Annotated in this window: 19 protein-coding genes and 1 pseudogene; 4 read left to right on the top strand and 16 right to left on the bottom strand. The window is 40.4% G+C overall.

What is annotated here, in order from left to right; translation table 11 throughout:
• Positions 1-64: 64 nt before the first annotated feature.
• From ACZ5OK_RS00755 to ACZ5OK_RS00745, 3 genes are all read right to left on the bottom strand, one after another.
• On the bottom strand, positions 65-1,123 hold the full coding sequence (locus ACZ5OK_RS00755) for an NAD(P)/FAD-dependent oxidoreductase (RefSeq protein WP_343842879.1): 1,059 nt from the start codon (positions 1,121-1,123) through the stop codon (positions 65-67).
• Positions 1,124-1,268: 145 nt separating this feature from the next.
• Positions 1,269-2,285, bottom strand: coding sequence for a GTP 3',8-cyclase MoaA (gene moaA, locus ACZ5OK_RS00750; protein WP_343842877.1), 1,017 nt, complete (start codon positions 2,283-2,285; stop codon positions 1,269-1,271).
• A gap of 92 nt (positions 2,286-2,377) precedes the next feature.
• Entirely contained in the window at positions 2,378-3,508 is a 1,131-nt protein-coding gene (locus tag ACZ5OK_RS00745; protein ID WP_464758242.1) for a glycerate kinase, read from the bottom strand.
• A gap of 112 nt (positions 3,509-3,620) precedes the next feature.
• Between ACZ5OK_RS00745 and ACZ5OK_RS00740 the strand changes: the two genes are divergently transcribed.
• Positions 3,621-3,809, top strand: a complete 189-nt coding sequence (locus ACZ5OK_RS00740; RefSeq protein ID WP_343842871.1) for a hypothetical protein — start codon at positions 3,621-3,623, stop codon at positions 3,807-3,809.
• Positions 3,810-4,056: 247 nt separating this feature from the next.
• On the opposite strand, the gene ACZ5OK_RS00735 is transcribed toward ACZ5OK_RS00740, so the two are convergent.
• The 5 genes from ACZ5OK_RS00735 to ACZ5OK_RS00715 all read right to left on the bottom strand — a co-directional run bounded on the left by ACZ5OK_RS00735 (position 4,057) and on the right by ACZ5OK_RS00715 (position 8,196).
• The gene (locus tag ACZ5OK_RS00735) at positions 4,057-4,197 is read right to left on the bottom strand and encodes a hypothetical protein (protein ID WP_343842869.1); all 141 of its coding nucleotides are present in this window, start codon (positions 4,195-4,197) and stop codon (positions 4,057-4,059) included.
• A gap of 429 nt (positions 4,198-4,626) precedes the next feature.
• The gene (locus ACZ5OK_RS00730; protein ID WP_343842866.1) at positions 4,627-5,478 is read right to left on the bottom strand and encodes a VOC family protein; all 852 of its coding nucleotides are present in this window, start codon (positions 5,476-5,478) and stop codon (positions 4,627-4,629) included.
• 105 nt (positions 5,479-5,583) lie between these two features.
• Positions 5,584-6,141, bottom strand: a complete 558-nt coding sequence (locus tag ACZ5OK_RS00725) for an NADPH-dependent FMN reductase (RefSeq protein ID WP_343842863.1) — start codon at positions 6,139-6,141, stop codon at positions 5,584-5,586.
• Positions 6,142-6,278: 137 nt separating this feature from the next.
• Positions 6,279-6,743, bottom strand: a complete 465-nt coding sequence (locus tag ACZ5OK_RS00720) for a MarR family winged helix-turn-helix transcriptional regulator (RefSeq protein WP_343842860.1) — start codon at positions 6,741-6,743, stop codon at positions 6,279-6,281.
• 121 nt (positions 6,744-6,864) lie between these two features.
• Positions 6,865-8,196, bottom strand: a complete 1,332-nt coding sequence (locus ACZ5OK_RS00715; RefSeq protein WP_343842857.1) for an MFS transporter — start codon at positions 8,194-8,196, stop codon at positions 6,865-6,867.
• A 177-nt stretch (positions 8,197-8,373) separates the two neighbouring features.
• Between ACZ5OK_RS00715 and ACZ5OK_RS00710 the strand changes: the two genes are divergently transcribed.
• Positions 8,374-9,546, top strand: a complete 1,173-nt coding sequence (locus tag ACZ5OK_RS00710; RefSeq protein ID WP_343842854.1) for an MFS transporter — start codon at positions 8,374-8,376, stop codon at positions 9,544-9,546.
• Positions 9,547-9,845: 299 nt separating this feature from the next.
• Here ACZ5OK_RS00710 and ACZ5OK_RS00705 read toward each other — a convergent pair whose 3' ends face one another.
• The 3 genes from ACZ5OK_RS00705 to ACZ5OK_RS00695 form a co-directional block, all read right to left on the bottom strand.
• On the bottom strand, positions 9,846-10,253 hold the full coding sequence (locus ACZ5OK_RS00705) for a secondary thiamine-phosphate synthase enzyme YjbQ (protein WP_343842852.1): 408 nt from the start codon (positions 10,251-10,253) through the stop codon (positions 9,846-9,848).
• A 15-nt stretch (positions 10,254-10,268) separates the two neighbouring features.
• Positions 10,269-10,760, bottom strand: coding sequence for a DUF1648 domain-containing protein (locus ACZ5OK_RS00700; protein ID WP_343842849.1), 492 nt, complete (start codon positions 10,758-10,760; stop codon positions 10,269-10,271).
• A 65-nt stretch (positions 10,761-10,825) separates the two neighbouring features.
• Positions 10,826-11,071, bottom strand: a complete 246-nt coding sequence (locus ACZ5OK_RS00695) for a YuzB family protein (RefSeq protein WP_343842846.1) — start codon at positions 11,069-11,071, stop codon at positions 10,826-10,828.
• A gap of 258 nt (positions 11,072-11,329) precedes the next feature.
• On the opposite strand from ACZ5OK_RS00695, the pseudogene ACZ5OK_RS00690 reads away from it, so the two are divergent.
• Together ACZ5OK_RS00690 and ACZ5OK_RS00685 are read left to right on the top strand one after the other, a co-directional pair.
• Positions 11,330-12,036: pseudogene (locus tag ACZ5OK_RS00690) on the top strand (GntR family transcriptional regulator).
• 28 nt (positions 12,037-12,064) lie between these two features.
• A complete protein-coding gene (locus tag ACZ5OK_RS00685; protein WP_343843156.1) occupies positions 12,065-12,664 on the top strand; it encodes a sterol desaturase family protein in 600 nt (199 codons plus the stop codon).
• A gap of 92 nt (positions 12,665-12,756) precedes the next feature.
• On the opposite strand, the gene ACZ5OK_RS00680 is transcribed toward ACZ5OK_RS00685, so the two are convergent.
• From ACZ5OK_RS00680 to ACZ5OK_RS00660, 5 genes are all read right to left on the bottom strand, one after another.
• Complete coding sequence (locus ACZ5OK_RS00680) at positions 12,757-13,302, bottom strand: hypothetical protein (RefSeq protein ID WP_343842842.1); 546 nt, start codon at positions 13,300-13,302, stop codon at positions 12,757-12,759.
• Positions 13,303-13,678: 376 nt separating this feature from the next.
• The gene (locus ACZ5OK_RS00675) at positions 13,679-14,377 is read right to left on the bottom strand and encodes a CPBP family intramembrane glutamic endopeptidase (RefSeq protein ID WP_343842839.1); all 699 of its coding nucleotides are present in this window, start codon (positions 14,375-14,377) and stop codon (positions 13,679-13,681) included.
• A gap of 457 nt (positions 14,378-14,834) precedes the next feature.
• On the bottom strand, positions 14,835-16,640 hold the full coding sequence (locus ACZ5OK_RS00670) for a heavy metal translocating P-type ATPase (protein ID WP_343842836.1): 1,806 nt from the start codon (positions 16,638-16,640) through the stop codon (positions 14,835-14,837).
• A 205-nt stretch (positions 16,641-16,845) separates the two neighbouring features.
• Positions 16,846-17,178, bottom strand: coding sequence for a CHY zinc finger protein (locus ACZ5OK_RS00665; RefSeq protein WP_343842833.1), 333 nt, complete (start codon positions 17,176-17,178; stop codon positions 16,846-16,848).
• Between the two features lie 51 nt (positions 17,179-17,229).
• Positions 17,230-17,694 carry a flavin reductase family protein gene (locus ACZ5OK_RS00660; RefSeq protein WP_343842831.1) on the bottom strand — a complete coding sequence of 155 codons (465 nt, stop codon included), beginning with the start codon at positions 17,692-17,694 and terminating at the stop codon, positions 17,230-17,232.
• Positions 17,695-17,811 lie beyond the last annotated feature (117 nt).

The following is a 17,811-nucleotide window of genomic DNA, read 5'->3' as shown; positions in this document are numbered from 1 at the left end:
CCGTCGCTTCTACAACAAAAGCCTTGTCACTGTCGAAATGAAACTCGACAATGACAAGGCTTTTTTAGTGTCTTTTGCTTAACCAGAGTACTCCTGTTTTAGCCAGGCGTGGCAGAAAACCGGTAAAAGGCTGGTTAAACATGCTGCCAAACCCATCCGATTTGCCTAATGAGCCAAGCTTCCCTTTTAATTTAACTTCTGAAGGAACATCAGGCTCTGTATCCTGCAATACATCCGTTAAGACATCTCCAATTTTTTCCCCCTGCTGACCTGCCAGCTGTGCACTTGGAGAATGGACCGATGAGGCACAGTCACCTACCACATAAACATTTGTTTGACTGGGCACCTGATAAAATTCATTTAATATGATTTTTCCCTGTTCGTCTTTTTCAAAGGGAATTTCCTCAATGATGTGATTGGGTTTAACACCTGCTGTCCAAATCGTTACATCACTGTCAAAACAACTGCCATTATTACAGACCTGGCCTTTTTCCACATATTCCACGTTGGCATGATGAACCACTTCGACATCATTTTTAGCAAACCAGTCTTCTACGTACCTTTGGATTTTTTCGTCAAAGGCTTTTAGGACAGATGAACCCCGGTCCAATAAACGGACTGTTAAATCCGGTCTGCTCTCACGGACCTCTGAAGCTACTTCAATTCCGCTTAAGCCGGCACCAACAATGGTTACTTTCGAATGCGCATCCAGATTTCCGATGGCTGAACCAGCTTTTCTGGCTTTTGCTATTGTCTGGACACTTTCGGTATACGCCTCTGCCCCTTCAATTCCATGATAGTTGTCCTCACAACCCAATCCAATGACTAAGTAATCATAGGAAACATCAGGTTCATCCCCCATTTTTACCAACTGATTTTCTGTATCAATCGTAGTAACTTCTCCAAAAACATAACGAATCTGTTCATGATGAGGGAATTCAATACGTACATCCTTATCAGCTGTTGTTCCGGCTGCTATCGCATAAAACTCAGTCTTTAGTGAGTGATACGGATTCCGATCGACCAGAATAATTTCCACGTCATGGGGAAACCCGCTCGTTAACAGCTGATGAACAATTTTCATTCCCCCGTAGCCTCCACCTAGTATGACTAATCTCTTCATAAGTAAACTCCCTACCCTTTGTCTATTGATGTAAGCATTATTCAGAAAACGTTTTCTTCCTACTATAGACTATCAAAGGAGGATAGAACTTGTCGATAAGTTTTGTGAAAAAACATTGATGAAAGAGATAGCGAAGTGAAAATGCTTATCCGCCAATATAAGACATTTCTATTTTAGGCCTGTTTTTCACACTTTCTTCTGTACGTTCATCAGAATAACGGTCTGTACGGTTTTCCCAGGTTGGGGTGAAAGCTGAAATAATTTCGTCATCGGTGGCACCAGTTCTGAGCAATTCTTTCAGATTCAGACCATCCGTTGCAAATAAACAGGTGAAGAATTTCCCATCCGCAGAGAGGCGGCCGCGTGTACAAGTTGAGCAAAAGGATTCCGAAACAGACGTTATAAAACCGACTTCCGTATCTGTACCAGCGTACCGGTATCTTTGAGCTACCTCCCCTTTATAGGCAGGTTCCACAGGCTCCAGTTTAAAGTGTTCATTAAGCTGCTGAAAGAGTGCTTTCTTCGTAACGACCTGACTGAAGTCCCAGCCATTCGTTTGACCAACATCCATAAACTCAATATAACGAAGCGTAATCTCATGCTCTTTAAAATACTTGGCCATTGGAATGACTTCATGATCATTCATTCCCTTTTTCACAACCATATTCACTTTTACTTCCAACCCGACTTCCTTGGCCTTATGGATTCCTTTTAAAACACGATTGGTTTTCGCACCTACATCATTGATGGATTTGAATGTTTCGTCATCAATAGCATCCAGACTGACGTTGACACGTTTCAACCCTGCATCCTTAAGTTTTTCTGCATGATTTTCCAGCATGTATGCATTTGTCGTTAAAGCTATATCATCTAATCCGTCGATATTGGACAGCTTTTGAATCAGCAATGACAAATTCCTTCGAAGCAGTGGTTCACCGCCAGTGAGGCGTATTTTTTTCACACCCAATTGTACAAACAGCTTTGCCAGTCGTTCTATTTCTTCAAAGGATAATAAGTGCTCTTTGGGTAAAAATGAAAAATCCGGGCCAAAAATCTCCTTAGGCATACAATAGCGGCAGCGAAAATTACAACGATCTGTCACTGAAATACGGAGATCCTGAAATGGTCGACCAAACTTATCCTTTAATGGAGTGTCCTGCATACAATTATCCTGCTCCTTTCAAATACCCATTCCCTTATCCACACTACATTCTATGCCTTTTTCTATTCATTTAGTGGTACAAAATTAGATGTTTATACAGATAATCGAAAAGCTCGAATAGCCTTTTCCCCGGCACCCTCTGTCAGTTCATCCACTTTACTTATGGCCTTTTCAACTGTCATAGGCTCATTAATGATATCAATCACGAGATCTATGCCATTCTGATAAACCTCGGTCACTCGCTCACCCTCACTTGCTACAATGGCAATTACAGGAAGGTTGTACCGCTTAGCCACCTTGGCAACACCAATTGGGGCCTTGCCATTAACGGACTGATAATCCATTCTTCCTTCTCCTGTAATAACAAGATCGGCATTCCTGACATACTCGTCCAGTTGCATAATCTCCAAAATTTTTTCAATCCCTGAGTGAATCCTGGCCCCGCAGAAGGCAGCTAATCCCGCTCCAAGCCCACCAGCAGCGCCTGCTCCAGGTTGTTCAATAACCTGTAATTGGAGTTCATTTTCAATTTTCTCACCTAAATGTCTTAATAGCTGGTCTAATTTCTTCACATCCTGGTCAGAGGCTCCTTTTTGGGGGCCAAACACATAGGAAGCTCCATTCTCTCCACATAAAGGGTTGGTTACATCAGATAATACCGTGATTGTTGTATGTGCCAGGCGTTCATCGATTCCTGACATATCGATATGGGACAAACGCTCCAGCTGGGCTGCGCCGAATCCTATTTCATCATTCCTGTCGTCTTTAAGGGATACACCTAAGGCCTGCGCCATACCGGCACCCCCATCATTTGTAGCACTTCCGCCAAGCCCAATCAAAATTTCATCTACACCGTAGTCCAGTGCTGCTTTTATTAATTCTCCTGTTCCATATGTTGTTGCATCGAATGGATTTTTTTCTTCTTCAGTAATAAGTGGCAGACCGGAAGCTTCCGCCATTTCAATAACAGCTTTATTATCTACCAGACCAAACTTAGCTTTTACCTTTTTCCCTAATGGTCCGGTTACCTCCCGTTCGATGTGCTGCCCATTTAAATGATGTATAAAAGCATCAACCGTTCCCTCACCACCGTCAGCCAAAGGAAGCTTCGTCACTTGAGCGTCAGGCATCACCCGCCTGATTCCCCTCTCAATATAATCGTTCACTTCAAATGTTGAGGCACTGCCTTTAAATGAATCTGCTGAAACGACTATGTTCATCATCCACACACCTTTTTAGTTTATACATTCAGTATATTAGAAAAATATGAGATATGGCAATATTGAGACATTTTAAGGAGAATAGCGAGATGTTTGGAGATCATATGGCTATTAATTGGAAAGGGCAAATGTGTGGGATCAGTCGGTTTCTGCTGTTTATCCGTCTGATGGATGGGGTTATCGGTTGCTTATGGCTTTGAATCAACCAAAATATAATCTGTTTCAGTCCTGGTTTCAATTGGACTTCAGGAAATCAATCGCCTTTCGTGGTTTATCCTTTATGTTTATGCAGAATCACGTCTAAATTTATGGAATATCCGTCAGTTAACGGGATTCATCCATCAGTTTTCTCTGTTTATCAATTTACTTTTGGGCTATCGGTCGTTTTGGCAATGATATCAGTCGCTGCATGTGCGATATCAATCGATTCAGCCCTGGTATCAGTCACTGTACGGATGACATCAATCAAATCTCTTTATGGCCAAGCACTCCCCTCCCTGCAGTTGACCATTGAAAAAGGTGGTGACAGAAGTTGTCACCACCTTAAATGATTATACCCTCAGAACTTCAAATTTTCCTCCACCTAATAAGGTCCTTGTATAATCAATTTTTGTGTTATTGAAATATGGCTGATCCTTTTCATTGATTAAAAACTCAATTCCATGTGCCTCAAACTGTTGATCATTCTTCATGGCTGACTCCTCCAGAGCCAGTTGTAATTGAGGGCCTCCTCAACCAATTGCCATGGTTAATCGTAGTAAAGGCTCCTCGCCATCTTTTAAAACCGATTGCAGTTCATCTTTAATTTTGTTAATTGCAGGTTCTGTAAAGGTAACCATGATCAACCCTCCTTAATGATTATTGTAAATAAAAGGATAGGAAAAAATACAGTGAACTGTATATTCCGGAGTGGCTCCCTTTTGAAGCAGATCAGGTACCAATGCCGCTATCCATTATTGGGTCCATACTTTTGGCCAGTATCATCTTATGGGGAATTCGTAGCGTTACAAGAAGGGTATCGATTAAATTAAAAACCTCTCACCCTGTAGAATTCTAACGAACGTTGTTGATGAGACCCCCAACCTGTGATGCTTCGACAAAATTCGGGTGGTGACAGGCACCTACACCAAATGAATAACATTTCCTGAGGGGTCTTCTACTACATGAATATCGCCCTGTTTTTCTACATGTACCCCCTGATTTTCCAGACGGTCTACTGCCTGCTGCCGCTGGTCATCATCCGGAAACACCAATGTAAAATAATTGAGTCCTACACGGTTTTTATCCGGGATTTTTGCCCCTGTACCATTCCATACGTTCAGACCAATATGATGATGATAGCGCGCTGTTGAGGTGAAGAGTGCTCCAGGTAATTGAGTAACAACCTCAAAACCCAGTCCTTGTATATAAAAAGCTTCCGTTGATTCTAAATCTCTTACATGTAAGTGAATGTGCCCGATAATGGTATCCGATGGGAGTCCTGCCCACTTTCCATTGCTTTCATCAAGAATCCCCTGTGCATCAAGTTCAACGGTTGCCATATCCACCTGACCATTGGCCCAGTTCCACTCAGAAGATGGGCGGTCATGATAAACTTCAATCCCATTTCCATCCGGGTCGGAGAGGTATAAAGCTTCACTGACATAATGATCGGCAGCACCAAGGCCATAGCGGTATTTCGTTTGAATAATGTGAGATAAAAAGTGGGATAAATCAGCACGCGAAGGCAATAAGATTGCAAAATGATAAAGGCCAGCTGTTCTTCCTTCTTTTGGCTGGATACCTTCTGGCTGTTCAAGAGTAACCAATGGTGTTTTCCCATCAGCTGTCAGAACAGCCCTCCCTTCTGTCTGTTCCAGAACGTCAAATCCGATGATTTCCTTATAAAACGTGATGGATTGTTCCAAGTTCGTCACTTTAATATTTACTTCTCCTACATAAATGGCATTCTCATTAAAAAACTGCTTTTCCATATGTTCATCTCCTTTCATATTTATCCGTTACGGCGGATGATTTTAAAAGCCTGCCTTTTATAGGAAACAGGCTGCCACAATGTGTGGCAGCCTTTTTATTCCAGTTTATCTAATTGTTTTTAATGCACCGCTCCATGCAAGAAGCTGATCCAGCATTTCATCTGCATTATTTTCATGGTAATCCGCTGGTTTAAACACACTCATGTTTTCAAAATCAGTCATAAGAGAGAATGTAACAGCTGTACGCACATCAGCTACTTGAAGCTCACCTAAAATTAAACGGAGATTTTCATGGGCACGAGTACCACCCAGACTTCCATAACCGACAAAGCCCGCTGCCTTATTATTTACTTCTGATTTTAAATAATCTAAGGCATTCTTGAAGGCTCCACCAACTGCATGGTTATACTCAGGTACGACGAAGATATACCCATCAAAAGAGGCCATTTTTTCTGACCAGGCTTTTACTGCAGCATTGGCTTCCTCCTGTTGGTTTTCAGGTACGGCTGCACCTAATAACGGAAGGCTGTAATCTTTAAGATCGATAATTTCATACTCTGCTTCGTCATTACGGTTTCCGGCAAAGTCATTGATCCAATTGGCTACTGCCTCTCCATTACGCCCCTCTCTTACACTTCCCAAAACGATACCTATCTTTAGCATGATGTATTCCTCCTGTGTTCATGAATTGTTTTAAGTTAATTATTACAAATTCAATTATTATGAATTCGAGATTTATTTTAAATAAAAGGAAGGACCTTGTCAATTTTCAAGCTCAGGTCCTTCATCAACCAGCTGGCTTACTCCTTTTCCAGTCCTTCCGCATGATAGCCTAACTTTTTCAGATATTCAATCATCGTTTGCTTTTCATCATTATTGAGGCCGCCCATAATATCATTAATCGCCTCCACATGCTTTGGAAAGATTTCATCCATTAACTGCTTCCCGGCTTCTGTAACACCTGCATAGGTCACACGCCGATCATTCGGACACGCACGTCTTCTTATATAGTTTTTCTTTTCCAGTTTATCGACCACGTACGTAATACTGCTGCTGGCAAGGAGAACCTTGCTTCCGATCTTTTGAATCGGCTGCTCCCCCTTATGATAAAGCAATTCAAGAACGGAAAACTCGGTCAGATTAAGTCCGAGACTCTTTATATCTTTGATGGCTTTTTTTTCTACGGATTGTAATGCACGTGTTAAAACGATAAATAACTTTAAAGAAAGCTCACTTTCCTGATTAAAATTTTCAGTTGAACTCATCGTTATCAACCCTTATTTTAAAATATCTTTTAATATCTCGAATTCAAAATAAATTATATCGGATAATGGGGCTAGCTGTCAAGGTGACCTGAATTAGAAGCCCTGTTTTCCCCTGGTAGCTTCAGGGACAGAGACCTACGATGATCAGGCAGAAAATAAAGCAGATGATAGCCACAAGGTGCAGGTGCTTGGTATCGACAAATTGATTAAAGGTGATCCCAAGCAGACTACCGGATAATATGGCTCCTAAATAGCGACTCGTTTGAAATAGTCCGGAAGCTGAACCGGTTTCCTCTCTTGATACATTTTCAAACAAGGCCGTCTGTGCGGAAATATTGTTAAAGCCATTACTCATTCCCAGCACAGCCATAATCACCATTAACCAAAGTAATGGGGATGCCTGATCGAAAGTAAGTAAGAGTCCTGTTCCAATTAAAAGGAGGACGGCTCCAATAACCATGGGAACTTTTGATCCAAAACGGTCAATCAGGGCCCCTGCCAGTGGTGAGATAATGACACTGAACCCCGCCAGTGCAAGCATTATTAAGCCTGTCTTTCCTTCATTATAACCTGCAGCCTGCTGCAAATACGTGGGAAACCCGAAGAAATAACAATAATAAACCAGATTAATCGTCATAAATTGTAAATAAATCCATGTTACGGTCGGATTTTGCCTTAAGGTCGGAAAATGTATAAATGGCGCCTGATGTCGATTTTCATAGAAATAAAAAGCGATTCCAGCTGATACAAATACGATAAGCGCCCATATATTAACCGTTTGTTCCAAAGAAAGAAGAAACAGTATTAAGCCGACAATCGACACAATAAACAGAGAAATTCCGCCAAAATCAATTCGCTTCATATCAAATTCCATTTTACCCGTATTCGGCAATATAAAAAGAGCCATAACAAACGAAAGAATGATAAAAGGAAAATTGACGAAAAAAATGGAAGGCCAATCCCAGGCACCTACTAAAAAGCCGCCAATAGATGGCCCGAATGCTGCCGAAACATTGGCGAATATAGATAAGGCTGCCAGGGCTTGTCCCTGTTTTTGTGTGATACTTGTGCGTACCATACTCATCCCGCTTGGAAATAGCGTTGAGCTGCCAATCGCCTGCAAAGCCCGACACCCAAGCAAAAAGACGAAATTTGGTGAAAAAGGGGCCAGCAGGCATGCACCCGCTACCAGTACCAGCCCTGTCATAAATAATCGCTTAGGACCAAACATATCACTTAATTTCCCCATTACAGGCTGTCCTGCTGCACTTGCAAGATAAAAAATAGAGATTAGCCATGAGGCATCCGCAAACGATAATTCAAATTCAAACTGCAAGCGAGTCAGTGCTACAGAAATCATCGATGAATTCAATGGATTCAGCATGGTACCGAGTCCAATGGTTAATACGAGAATCCAGGGTTTCTGCAGTTGTTCTCTTATCCGTCCAGTCATGTAATCACCCGGGTTTTGCTAAAATGATGTATGAATTATTATAGCATTTACAGGCAAATAGGTTTTATTCAATCCGTGTGTCAAGCAGGACTTCTTCACTCCAGGTAAATCCTCCTTGTTTTTAACGGCCGAGAGGTATACGATGAGAATTGAACTTCTAAGAAAGGACGGCAGTGTATGGATAAACGGGTATATTTATTAATGGTCATTGCCTTTGTCATTGGTCTGGTCGAACTTATCATTGGCGGTATTTTAGATTTAATCGCCAGGGATCTGAATATATCACTTGGACAGGCCGGCTTTCTCATTACAATATTTTCACTTATTTTTGCGATCATGTCTCCAATATTACTGGTGATGACAGCTAAGATTGAACGAAAAACCTTAATGATGATATCCTTATTCATCTTTCTCATTGGAAATGTGGTCACCGTTTTCAGTACCACCTATAGTATAGTATTTCTTGGTCGAGTGATTTCGGCAACAAGCGGGGCATTACTCATTATATTATGTCTGGTCATGGCTCCAGGTTTAGTTGAGCGTAAGTACCGGGCCAGGGCTATCGGAATGGTATCCATGGGGGTCAGTGGAGCCATCGTATTAGGGGTTCCTTTTGGCATTTTAATTGGTGAAGGGCTTGGCTGGCGGGCCCCCTTTGTCATAATTGCAATCCTGACGATAATTTCAATGGCTGGTGTTTACTTTTTAATGGAAAGAAGGACACCGACTCCACCTGTACCGCTCCGAGATCAACTTAGGACCTTAAAAAGTTCCAAAATTGTATTTGCACACGCTACGACATTTCTGTATATGACTGGTCATACGGCTCTTTATGCTTATTTAAAACCGTTCCTGCAGTCATCAACCAGTCTGGATGGAACCTGGATTAGCGTGATTTACTTTGCGTTCGGATTTGCTGCTGTCAGTGGCGGTGGAATCGGGGGTACGCTGGGAGATTTATTCGGTACAAAACAAACGATTGTTTATTCACTGATTATCTTTGGGGTTATCGTTTATTCCATTCCCTATATGACCTTTAATATCCCCTTATTATTTATAGGGGTGCTCATCTGGGGGATTCTAAGCTGGGCCATTTCCCCTGCAATGCAGACCTACCTGATCGACACATCACCCGAAACATCGGATACTCAGCAAAGTTTAAGTAACTCTGCCCTGCATTTCGGGGTTGCATTCGGTTCTTTACTGGGAGGTATCATCATTGAACAGACTACCGTTGAACAAAATGCTTTTATTGGAGCAATTCTGATTGGTGCGTCCCTTGTGACAGCCATACTCTCCATTAAGAGTACGTATTCTGTGCAAAACCATAATGAATGGCAGGGAGAATAGTTATTGAACATAAGCGCAGGCGACTGATTATCCAGTCGCCTCCGCTTTTCTAATGTCCAGCTGCGGCTCCTAGGTCAAGGCGGATATAAGCCAAAGCCATTACGTGGCAAAACCCATGCCACTCCATGTCTTCGTCTTATCCCGCATGACCTGAAAAGTCGCTTCCGCTTTTCTATGTCCAGCTGCGGCTCCCAGGCCCAAGCGGTCATAAGCAAAATCTCCTCCATGGCCAAAAAGCGGCCATTCCGGAGATTTTGCTTATGCCGTCGGGCCTAAACGGGTCGCCTCCGCTTTTCTTATTACCCTTCAATGATTTTTATATAAACCGTTCTTATTCTTGGTCCGTCGAATTCACAGAAATATACACTTTGCCAGGTGCCAAGCACAGGGCGTCCGTTTGAAATAATCAGGGTTTCACTCGCCCCAACGACAGATGACTTCATGTGACCGTCTGAATTCCCTTCCATATGTACATATTCTGATTTATTGGGAAAGGTTTCATTTAACCCAAGCTTTAAATCAGTTTTAACATCTGGATCAGCGTTTTCATTGATGGTAATCGCTCCGGTGGTATGAGGACAATAAACTACCATAATCCCGTCTTTTATATTGCTTTGCTCTAAGGCATCCTGTATATATTGATCTAAATTCGTAAAAGACTGTTTTTCATGGGTTGAAATTTGAAATGAAAATAAGGTTTTACTCAACGTTATCAGCTCCTTTTACTTAGATTTTACCATTTTTATGATGAAAATCAGCGCAGTGACCAATGGAAGGAGAAGAAAGGCAATCATAATCCCATTTAAAAATGGATGGCCCTTGGCCGTTTGAACCACCGCCCAGGTGATGAATACCATCAGGAGAGCCATTTCCACATTCATAACAGCCAGAAGTAATCGTCCCAGCCGATATAAACGACTGGCATTTTCTTCAGTCACCTTCACAGGAAAATTATACATGTATGGAGTCCTTTGCAAAAAGTGTAAAGGCAAAAGGATAATAGCAAAAATAAGTGGCAAAACCAGAATAAACGCTTTATTCCCCCAATTATCAGCTTCCCCGGCCAAATTGAAATGCATAGGTACTTCCTCGGGGAGCCCAGGGAAAACAAAAGCTAAATAAATATATGTACCTAGTATAATTATCAGAGTAACCGCATTTAGCCTTTTAACAATTCTGCTAGGCGGTAAATCTATGATAGGATTATTCTTCATTAGCATCCCTCCAGCCTCCCTCTTAGGGACAGTCCCCACATTTGCGCATGTGGGGACTGTCCCTTTTAATGAAATACAGCTAATTCTTCTTCAATTTTAGTCCGGATTTTGTCCAGACATTCTTCAGCAGTCTGACCAAACACACGGTGACCGTTAACCATTGCATAAGGACGCTTCGCACACATTCCGCAGAAGTTAAGGCAGCTATTTTCAATCACAGCAGCTTCCGGATATTCATGCTCTATAATTTCCTCCAGATCAACTCTGGCCATCAAATTGCCGTCACAGACTTCAACAATCACAAGCCGCATAGCTGCTAACCTCCTTTGAAGTTCATTAAAAGTTTACGATTACCATTAAATGATAAATGGTTAAATCTTTAGCCCTTTGAAGATACTACGGATCATTATATAATATGTCAACTTTCAATACCTTTTCTGCCTTCATCCATAGATAAAACGAGTAATCCAAGTTTATGATTGAATAAAATGTTGACTAAATTTTCTAAATATTTTAAGGTGAATGGTCATACCACAAAACTAATTGGTCTTACCAAAATGGAGGAAAACATGAAACAGTCTGCTATTGCTATCGAAAAACAGATAATTACAGCGATTATTCAAGGAGAATACCCAGTTGGAACTCAATTAAAACCCGAAAGACAGCTTGCAGTTCAATATGAGGTGGGCCGTCCGACCATACGAGAGGTTTTACAGCGTTTATCTTATGCTGGGTGGATAAGATTGCAACGTGGCCACCCTGCTACGTAAAAGATTATTGGAAGGAGGGAAATATTAAAACCATTGTTGATATCGTGCAGCAATATGAGGAAGTCCCTGACGAATTTGTACTCTATTTTCTGGAACTGCGGAATGCAATCACGACAAAGTATATAAAAGAAGCCGTTATGAACCATTATCCTAAAGTAGTTGCCATCCTCTCTGAAATGGACACATTGCATGATCAGGCAGAAGATTTTGCGTTATTCGACTGGCATTTACAGAAAAGAGTAGCAGGGCTGTCGCATAATCCAATTTATTTATTGATGTTAAACAGTTTTGATCATGTATATGTAAGAATGGCAACGAAATACTTTTCACTGGATTTTTGTCGAAAAGCATCTTTTAACTACTATAAGGACCTGATGACTGCTGCATTAAATGGGGATTATCAGCAAGCGGAGAGTGCTGTGTCTTCTATGATGGAAAAAAGCTATACCATATGGAAGAATCATATTTCCTCTGATTATAAAGAGGGTGAAGATACTATTCGTTAAAAAGGAGAAGATATTTGTGAAGAAATATATGAAGGAGTTTGTTTTCTTTCCGGATGTCACCGTTATGCTTATCCTGTTTTTCGCTGTTGCAATTTATACATTTCAGCATTTGCTTCAGATTGGTACATGGATTGCGATGATCATTGGAGCGATAGCTTATGCAATCAGCGAGTATATGGTTCATCGTTTTGTATTTCATATGAAACCCCCTAAAAATCCAGTTTTACTAAAAATGATTAAACGTCTGCACTATGATCATCATGTGGATCCAAAAGATGTAAAACTGCTATTTTTACCCCTATGGTTCAGTCTTCCTAACTTTATAATCCTGTCACTGATTTTCTATTCCATCTCCACTAATCTACAGTTAACCGTTGCGTTTTCTACAGGATTAATTACTTATTTTCTTTTTTATGAATGGAAGCATTATGTTGCTCACAAACCGATTAAACCAAGAACAAAGCTTGGTAAAAAGATTAAAAAAACACATCTTTGGCATCATTATAAAAATGAAAACTACTGGTACGGTGTAACACACACCACCGTTGACAAAACACTGGGGACATACAGACATCACGATGAAGTTGAAAAAAGCGAGACAGCAAAAAACCTTGAGAAAAGAGCCTGAACTCAACAAAGTTTAGAAAAAAGCCTGTTTTTAATAACTAATAAGTTAAAAACAGGCTTAGGGGCATTTAATTCTTAATACTGAACTGATGCTTACTTATTATTCAAAATCTCGGTCAACTTTTCCTTCATTTCATCTGTAACCACTACAATACTGACAGGAAATCCTCTAGTCTTAATTTTAAGTTCGTAAGTGTCATTCACCTCTTTAGAATGACCATAATATCGATGATTTACATCAATTTGCACAAATTCAAATGAACGGATATTCTTCCACGGGATAAACCTGGTACCAGATAATATTCCGTCATCTGAAATAGCAAACAGATTCAGTAAATCACCGGCATATACAAATGGTACGAGCAGGGGCAGAAAAGAATACCATTGTGTTCCTCCTATAAATATTCCTACCGAAAACATAACCAGTAAAAATACGAGCATTAGTATATAAATGGTCATCCCTAGTTTCTGGTGGGAATAGGAAGGGGCGTTTAATGGTTTCTCCGGAAGTTTCCGAATCTCAGCCATATCTTCCATTGCTGGAAATCGAATGTTTTTCATTCGTGCGATGACTTGATAAAAACGGATAGATTTATAAAGGATAAATATAATCATAGCAGCCAATATTAGTTCATTCACCTGTTATTCCTCCCTGTTGCGTAAAATTCTATAACATCTTACTCCTCTATACGAATTTTAAGGGAAAAACGTTTCATAACAACCAATTTTATAAAGTGAAACTTCTTGCAGTGGGGGGGGTTTTACGGCCAGTTCATACGTGATTAAAAAAAAGAACCAGGGCTGGCTTTAACGGGGTCAGTTTTGGGAGAGAAAAATGCTAATAATAGTATGAATAACTGACTAATTCGCAAACAATTTAACAACAATATAGCAGTACAAACATTAATATGAGCGGTTTTTTAACGTAAAAATTTACTATCCTTATTCAACTAAAGCCTCCGTTTATACAATAACAGTAAGGAAGTTGTTTAAAAAAGCAGCATTATATTATCAATCACCATCTTGGAATAAACCAGAAATCAAAATTCATAACTAAGGCACTGTAAAGGTTCCATACTGAATGACAGATTAAAACTGGAATAATAGACTTTGTTTTAACGTAAAGAATCCCCAAGAAAAGTCCTAATATGCCAGCTAAAAAAGGAGAAAACGGATGATTAAAAGTGAATATAGCTGCTTGCAGGATAACTACTATCCACACGTTAATCCACTTGCTAAAAAAAGATATAAAGAATACACGATAAATAAACTCCTCAATAATTGGAGCTAATATAACTCTTGAAAAAATGTATAGCGAAAACCCTAACACTGGATAAGTGAAATAAGTTATATAAGGTATTCCCCAATCATAGTATATTACCCAACTTTTCGAAATAAATATTTCATAGTCAAAGGTAATTTTAAAAATAAAATAATATACAAGTAAAAATCCTATTATATAGAACCAGATTTTTTTGGATGATAAAGGGGAAGTGTCAAATGATTGCCAAAGCATTTTTCTAATAGGTGGAAAGGATAAAGTTATTATGAGAGGGACTAAAGCAATTGCTATTTCCTTTAAATAAGTTTCGTAATGATAAGCAGGTGAATGATCAATACCAACAAGTTCACCTACTGTATAAAAAGAAATTACGACAGTAAACATATACATTAAAATAGATAGGTTGCTTTTCTGTTTATCTGTCTGTTTCAACCCAATCACCTCCGTAACAATATATACGAACATAGACTATTAAGGCCCATTTTTTTCAACTCTTTCGCTAGTTAGTTGAAGAATATGATTTTTTCAAAATATTTAATTATATTTTATCATATAACTCCTAAAGTCCTTAAAGTACAGCAAAAACTTATTATTAACATCACAAATGACAATAAAAATAACATAGTAATTAACATTTATTTTAGCACCTTAATTCCACACAGTACATAAATCTATGTACACTTGATAAAAAGGTTGCTATTTACAATGTCAATTAAGGTTGTAAAATGCGATAAATGCTGTTATGTCAATAAAAACAGAGTACGAAACGCTATGCGATTTGTACTCCTAAGTAGTTTGTTATTTATTATTTTCACCTTTAGAACTGAACCTGTTAGGCTGGCTTCCTGATTCTTTTCTCAAAATTCTATTCACTTATATAGAATATCCCCTAAGCTTCTGCAGTCTGTATTATCCTTTCCCTTTTGGCTGACGTCCGATGAAACCCAATCAATCTCATCGCATTCAGAATGACGAGGAGTACACTTGTCTCATGGATAAACATCCCGCTTGCCAGATGAATCGATCCCATTAATACGCCCAACAGGAGAATAAACACCGTTCCGACTGCAAAAAATGTGTTCTGCTTCATGTTTCGGATAGTTGCTTTGGATAAGGAATAAGCATGGGGGAACTGCATCAGTTTATCAGCCATTAAGACCACATCTGCGGTTTCCATGGAGATATCGGTTCCACCCTCCCCCATGGCAAGCCCAATATCAGCTGTGGCAATAGCAGGTGCGTCATTGATACCGTCTCCTGCCATCGCTACCACGTGTCCTTGTTCCTTCAGCCTTTTGACCTTTTCTACTTTATTTTCCGGCAGTAATTCTGCGTGTACTTCATCAATGCCAATCTTTTTGGCAACCAGTTCTGCCGTATGTCTGTTATCACCCGTAAGCATGACGATTTTTTTAATCCCGTTTTTCCTCATCTGAGCCAGAGCCCGCGGTGCATCCGCCCGAATCTGGTCGGCAATCGAGAAAATACCGGCAATTTCTCCATCTATTGCAGCAAATATCGCTGTATTTCCTGCCTTTTCTCGGTTGATTGCATAAGCTGTCACATCCTCAGGTATTTTGATCCTTTGAGCTTCCATCAATTTTCGATTTCCTGCGACAACGGTATCGCCGTTAACCTCAGCGTAGATACCATTCCCTTTTATTACTTCACCATTGTTTACGTCCTGACTTAAAGAAAGTTTTTGAGATTTGGCCTCCTTCACAATTGTCTGACCCAAGTGATGCTCTGAAATGGTTTCTGCCTGGGCGACAAGCTGTAATAGTTTTTCAGAGCTATGCTGATGAAAAGTTTTTATATCGGTTACTTCCGGTTTTCCTTTTGTTAACGTTCCAGTTTTATCAAAGACGAGCGTATCCACCTTGGAAAACTGGTCCATGACTTCCCCACCTTTAACCAGTACACCGTTTTTTGCTCCATTGCCTATTCCCGCTACGTTCGAGACAGGCGCTCCGATCACTAATGCCCCAGGGCACGCTACCACCAGAAACGTAATCCCCAGGTGTAGATTCTGTGTGATGGCATAAACGAGAATCGATAAAATGACCACTCCAGGAGTGTAAATATTGGCGAATTTATCTAAGAATTTCACCGTTTTTGATTTCGACTCCTGAGCTTCTTCAACCAATTCAATAATCTTGGCAAAGGTTGTGTCATCGCCGACTTTTTCTGCGATGAGCTCAATGTAGCCCTGGTCGACGATTGTTCCACTGAAGACCTGGTCATCCTGCTTTTTTACGGCAGGAGCGGATTCTCCCGTAACAGCCGCTTCGTTTAAAGAGGCCTGCCCGCTGACAATTTTCCCATCCACGGGAATTTTACTGCCAGAACGAATGATGACTCGGTCTCCTTCTAAAACATCCTCAGCATCAATGGTGGTCTCCTCTCCATCTCTGATTACCGTTGCTTCGTCTGGGGCCATCTCGACGAGTTCTTTCAGTGAAGAACGGGTTTTTTCCAGGGTTCCGGCTTCCAAATAATCCCCGAATAAAAAAAGAAAGGTTACTACAGTCGCTTCGACATATTCCCCAATAATGAATGCACCGATTACTGCAATTGAAACGAGTAACTCAATGCTGAACGCCTTCATACGCAGGGCCTGATATGCCTTTATAAAAATAGGTACAGCTGCGATAATACTGGTCACTATGAGCGTTGCCTGTTTAATAGAATCCAAATTCGTGATATGAGAAGAGTTAAACAATACCTTGGCTGTGTCGACACCTTCCGTTTTATTTAGAGTTCCTTCAATCTTTTTTATACAGGACAGCTTTACTCATGTTTATTTCCTCCTTATCTTTAATAGTAAGGCCCAAGCGGTAAAAAGAAATTGACCTATATCAATATAGGAAAGAATCATGAAAGATAGGAGGCTGTTTCCGCTAATTGTTCTCAAAATACAAGGGATAATGATATTTGCAGTTTGGATTAAAGGATGCTTTACAATTCGGACAGATCGATTGACTATGTAAATACTCATGAATCGTTAATTCATACCCGCACGCCCCGCATAAAATAGCTTTTTCCGCAAACTCATCCTTTTTCCAGACGCTAACGGGATGATTCGTTTTCTCCTGATGGCATTTGTAGCAGGGATAATAGGTCTGACAGCATTTAAATTTGATGGCGATAATATCTCTTCGCCCATGATAATGCTCACAGCGGGTCTTATTATCCCGCACCTTTCCCTCTACTGCATGTCCATGAATGATCATAATTAAACTCCTCCCTATAGAAAAAGGACTGATCTCATCAGCCCTGGTCGTCTATTTATCTTTTATATGACGATATTCACTATTAAAGAAAAGAAGCGGATCTCCTTCTTTAACCTGTACATCCGTGACCTCAGCAATAAGCAGCATATGATCGCCGGCCTTCACTTTATTTTCGATTTTACAGGATAAAGTAACCAGCGAATCTTTAATAACTGGTACTCCATCTCTATATTCATACGGAATGTCTCTGTCCTGCTCCATTTGTTTGGCAAAAATCATGGAGAAGGGCTGTTGATCCTCCGATAATACACTGACCCCAAAGCGATCATGGCTCTGCAGCTTTTCATACATGGAGGCCCGTTCATCAATCGAAATGGTAATGAGCCTCGGATCCAGGGAAACAGACATAAACGCATTGACCGTCATCCCCTGAAAGGCCCCGTCAAATTCACCGGTAACCACCGTGATTCCCGTGGCAAACTTCCCCATTGCCTTCCTATATTCCCGATTATCCATATTGATCCTCCTTTTGTGAAATCAGCCTGCCTTAGTATGGATAAGTGAGCTTTTGCTTAGAAAATTTAAGTAGCTTCTCCTCTCCCGCCTTCTAATGGTTTATAAAGAAGGTAAGGA

Source organism: Salinibacillus aidingensis, from assembly GCF_055393355.1.
Note: the sequence above shows the minus strand (reverse complement) of the source record. Positions and strands in the feature narration are given on the sequence as shown.

What these genes read in the sequence shown, in the direction of transcription:
- ACZ5OK_RS00755 (WP_343842879.1), bottom strand. Translation starts at nt 1,123, where the DNA reads ATGAAGAGATTAGTCATACTAGGTGGAGGCTACGGGGGAATGAAAATT.
- moaA (WP_343842877.1), bottom strand. Translation starts at nt 2,285, where the DNA reads ATGCAGGACACTCCATTAAAGGATAAGTTTGGTCGACCATTTCAGGAT.
- ACZ5OK_RS00745 (WP_464758242.1), bottom strand. Translation starts at nt 3,508, where the DNA reads ATGATGAACATAGTCGTTTCAGCAGATTCATTTAAAGGCAGTGCCTCA.
- ACZ5OK_RS00735 (WP_343842869.1), bottom strand. Translation starts at nt 4,197, where the DNA reads ATGAAGAATGATCAACAGTTTGAGGCACATGGAATTGAGTTTTTAATC.
- ACZ5OK_RS00730 (WP_343842866.1), bottom strand. Translation starts at nt 5,478, where the DNA reads ATGGAAAAGCAGTTTTTTAATGAGAATGCCATTTATGTAGGAGAAGTA.
- ACZ5OK_RS00725 (WP_343842863.1), bottom strand. Translation starts at nt 6,141, where the DNA reads ATGCTAAAGATAGGTATCGTTTTGGGAAGTGTAAGAGAGGGGCGTAAT.
- ACZ5OK_RS00720 (WP_343842860.1), bottom strand. Translation starts at nt 6,743, where the DNA reads ATGAGTTCAACTGAAAATTTTAATCAGGAAAGTGAGCTTTCTTTAAAG.
- ACZ5OK_RS00715 (WP_343842857.1), bottom strand. Translation starts at nt 8,196, where the DNA reads ATGACTGGACGGATAAGAGAACAACTGCAGAAACCCTGGATTCTCGTA.
- ACZ5OK_RS00710 (WP_343842854.1), top strand. Translation starts at nt 8,374, where the DNA reads ATGGATAAACGGGTATATTTATTAATGGTCATTGCCTTTGTCATTGGT.
- ACZ5OK_RS00700 (WP_343842849.1), bottom strand. Translation starts at nt 10,760, where the DNA reads ATGAAGAATAATCCTATCATAGATTTACCGCCTAGCAGAATTGTTAAA.
- ACZ5OK_RS00695 (WP_343842846.1), bottom strand. Translation starts at nt 11,071, where the DNA reads ATGCGGCTTGTGATTGTTGAAGTCTGTGACGGCAATTTGATGGCCAGA.
- ACZ5OK_RS00685 (WP_343843156.1), top strand. Translation starts at nt 12,065, where the DNA reads ATGAAGGAGTTTGTTTTCTTTCCGGATGTCACCGTTATGCTTATCCTG.
- ACZ5OK_RS00665 (WP_343842833.1), bottom strand. Translation starts at nt 17,178, where the DNA reads ATGATCATTCATGGACATGCAGTAGAGGGAAAGGTGCGGGATAATAAG.
- ACZ5OK_RS00660 (WP_343842831.1), bottom strand. Translation starts at nt 17,694, where the DNA reads ATGGATAATCGGGAATATAGGAAGGCAATGGGGAAGTTTGCCACGGGA.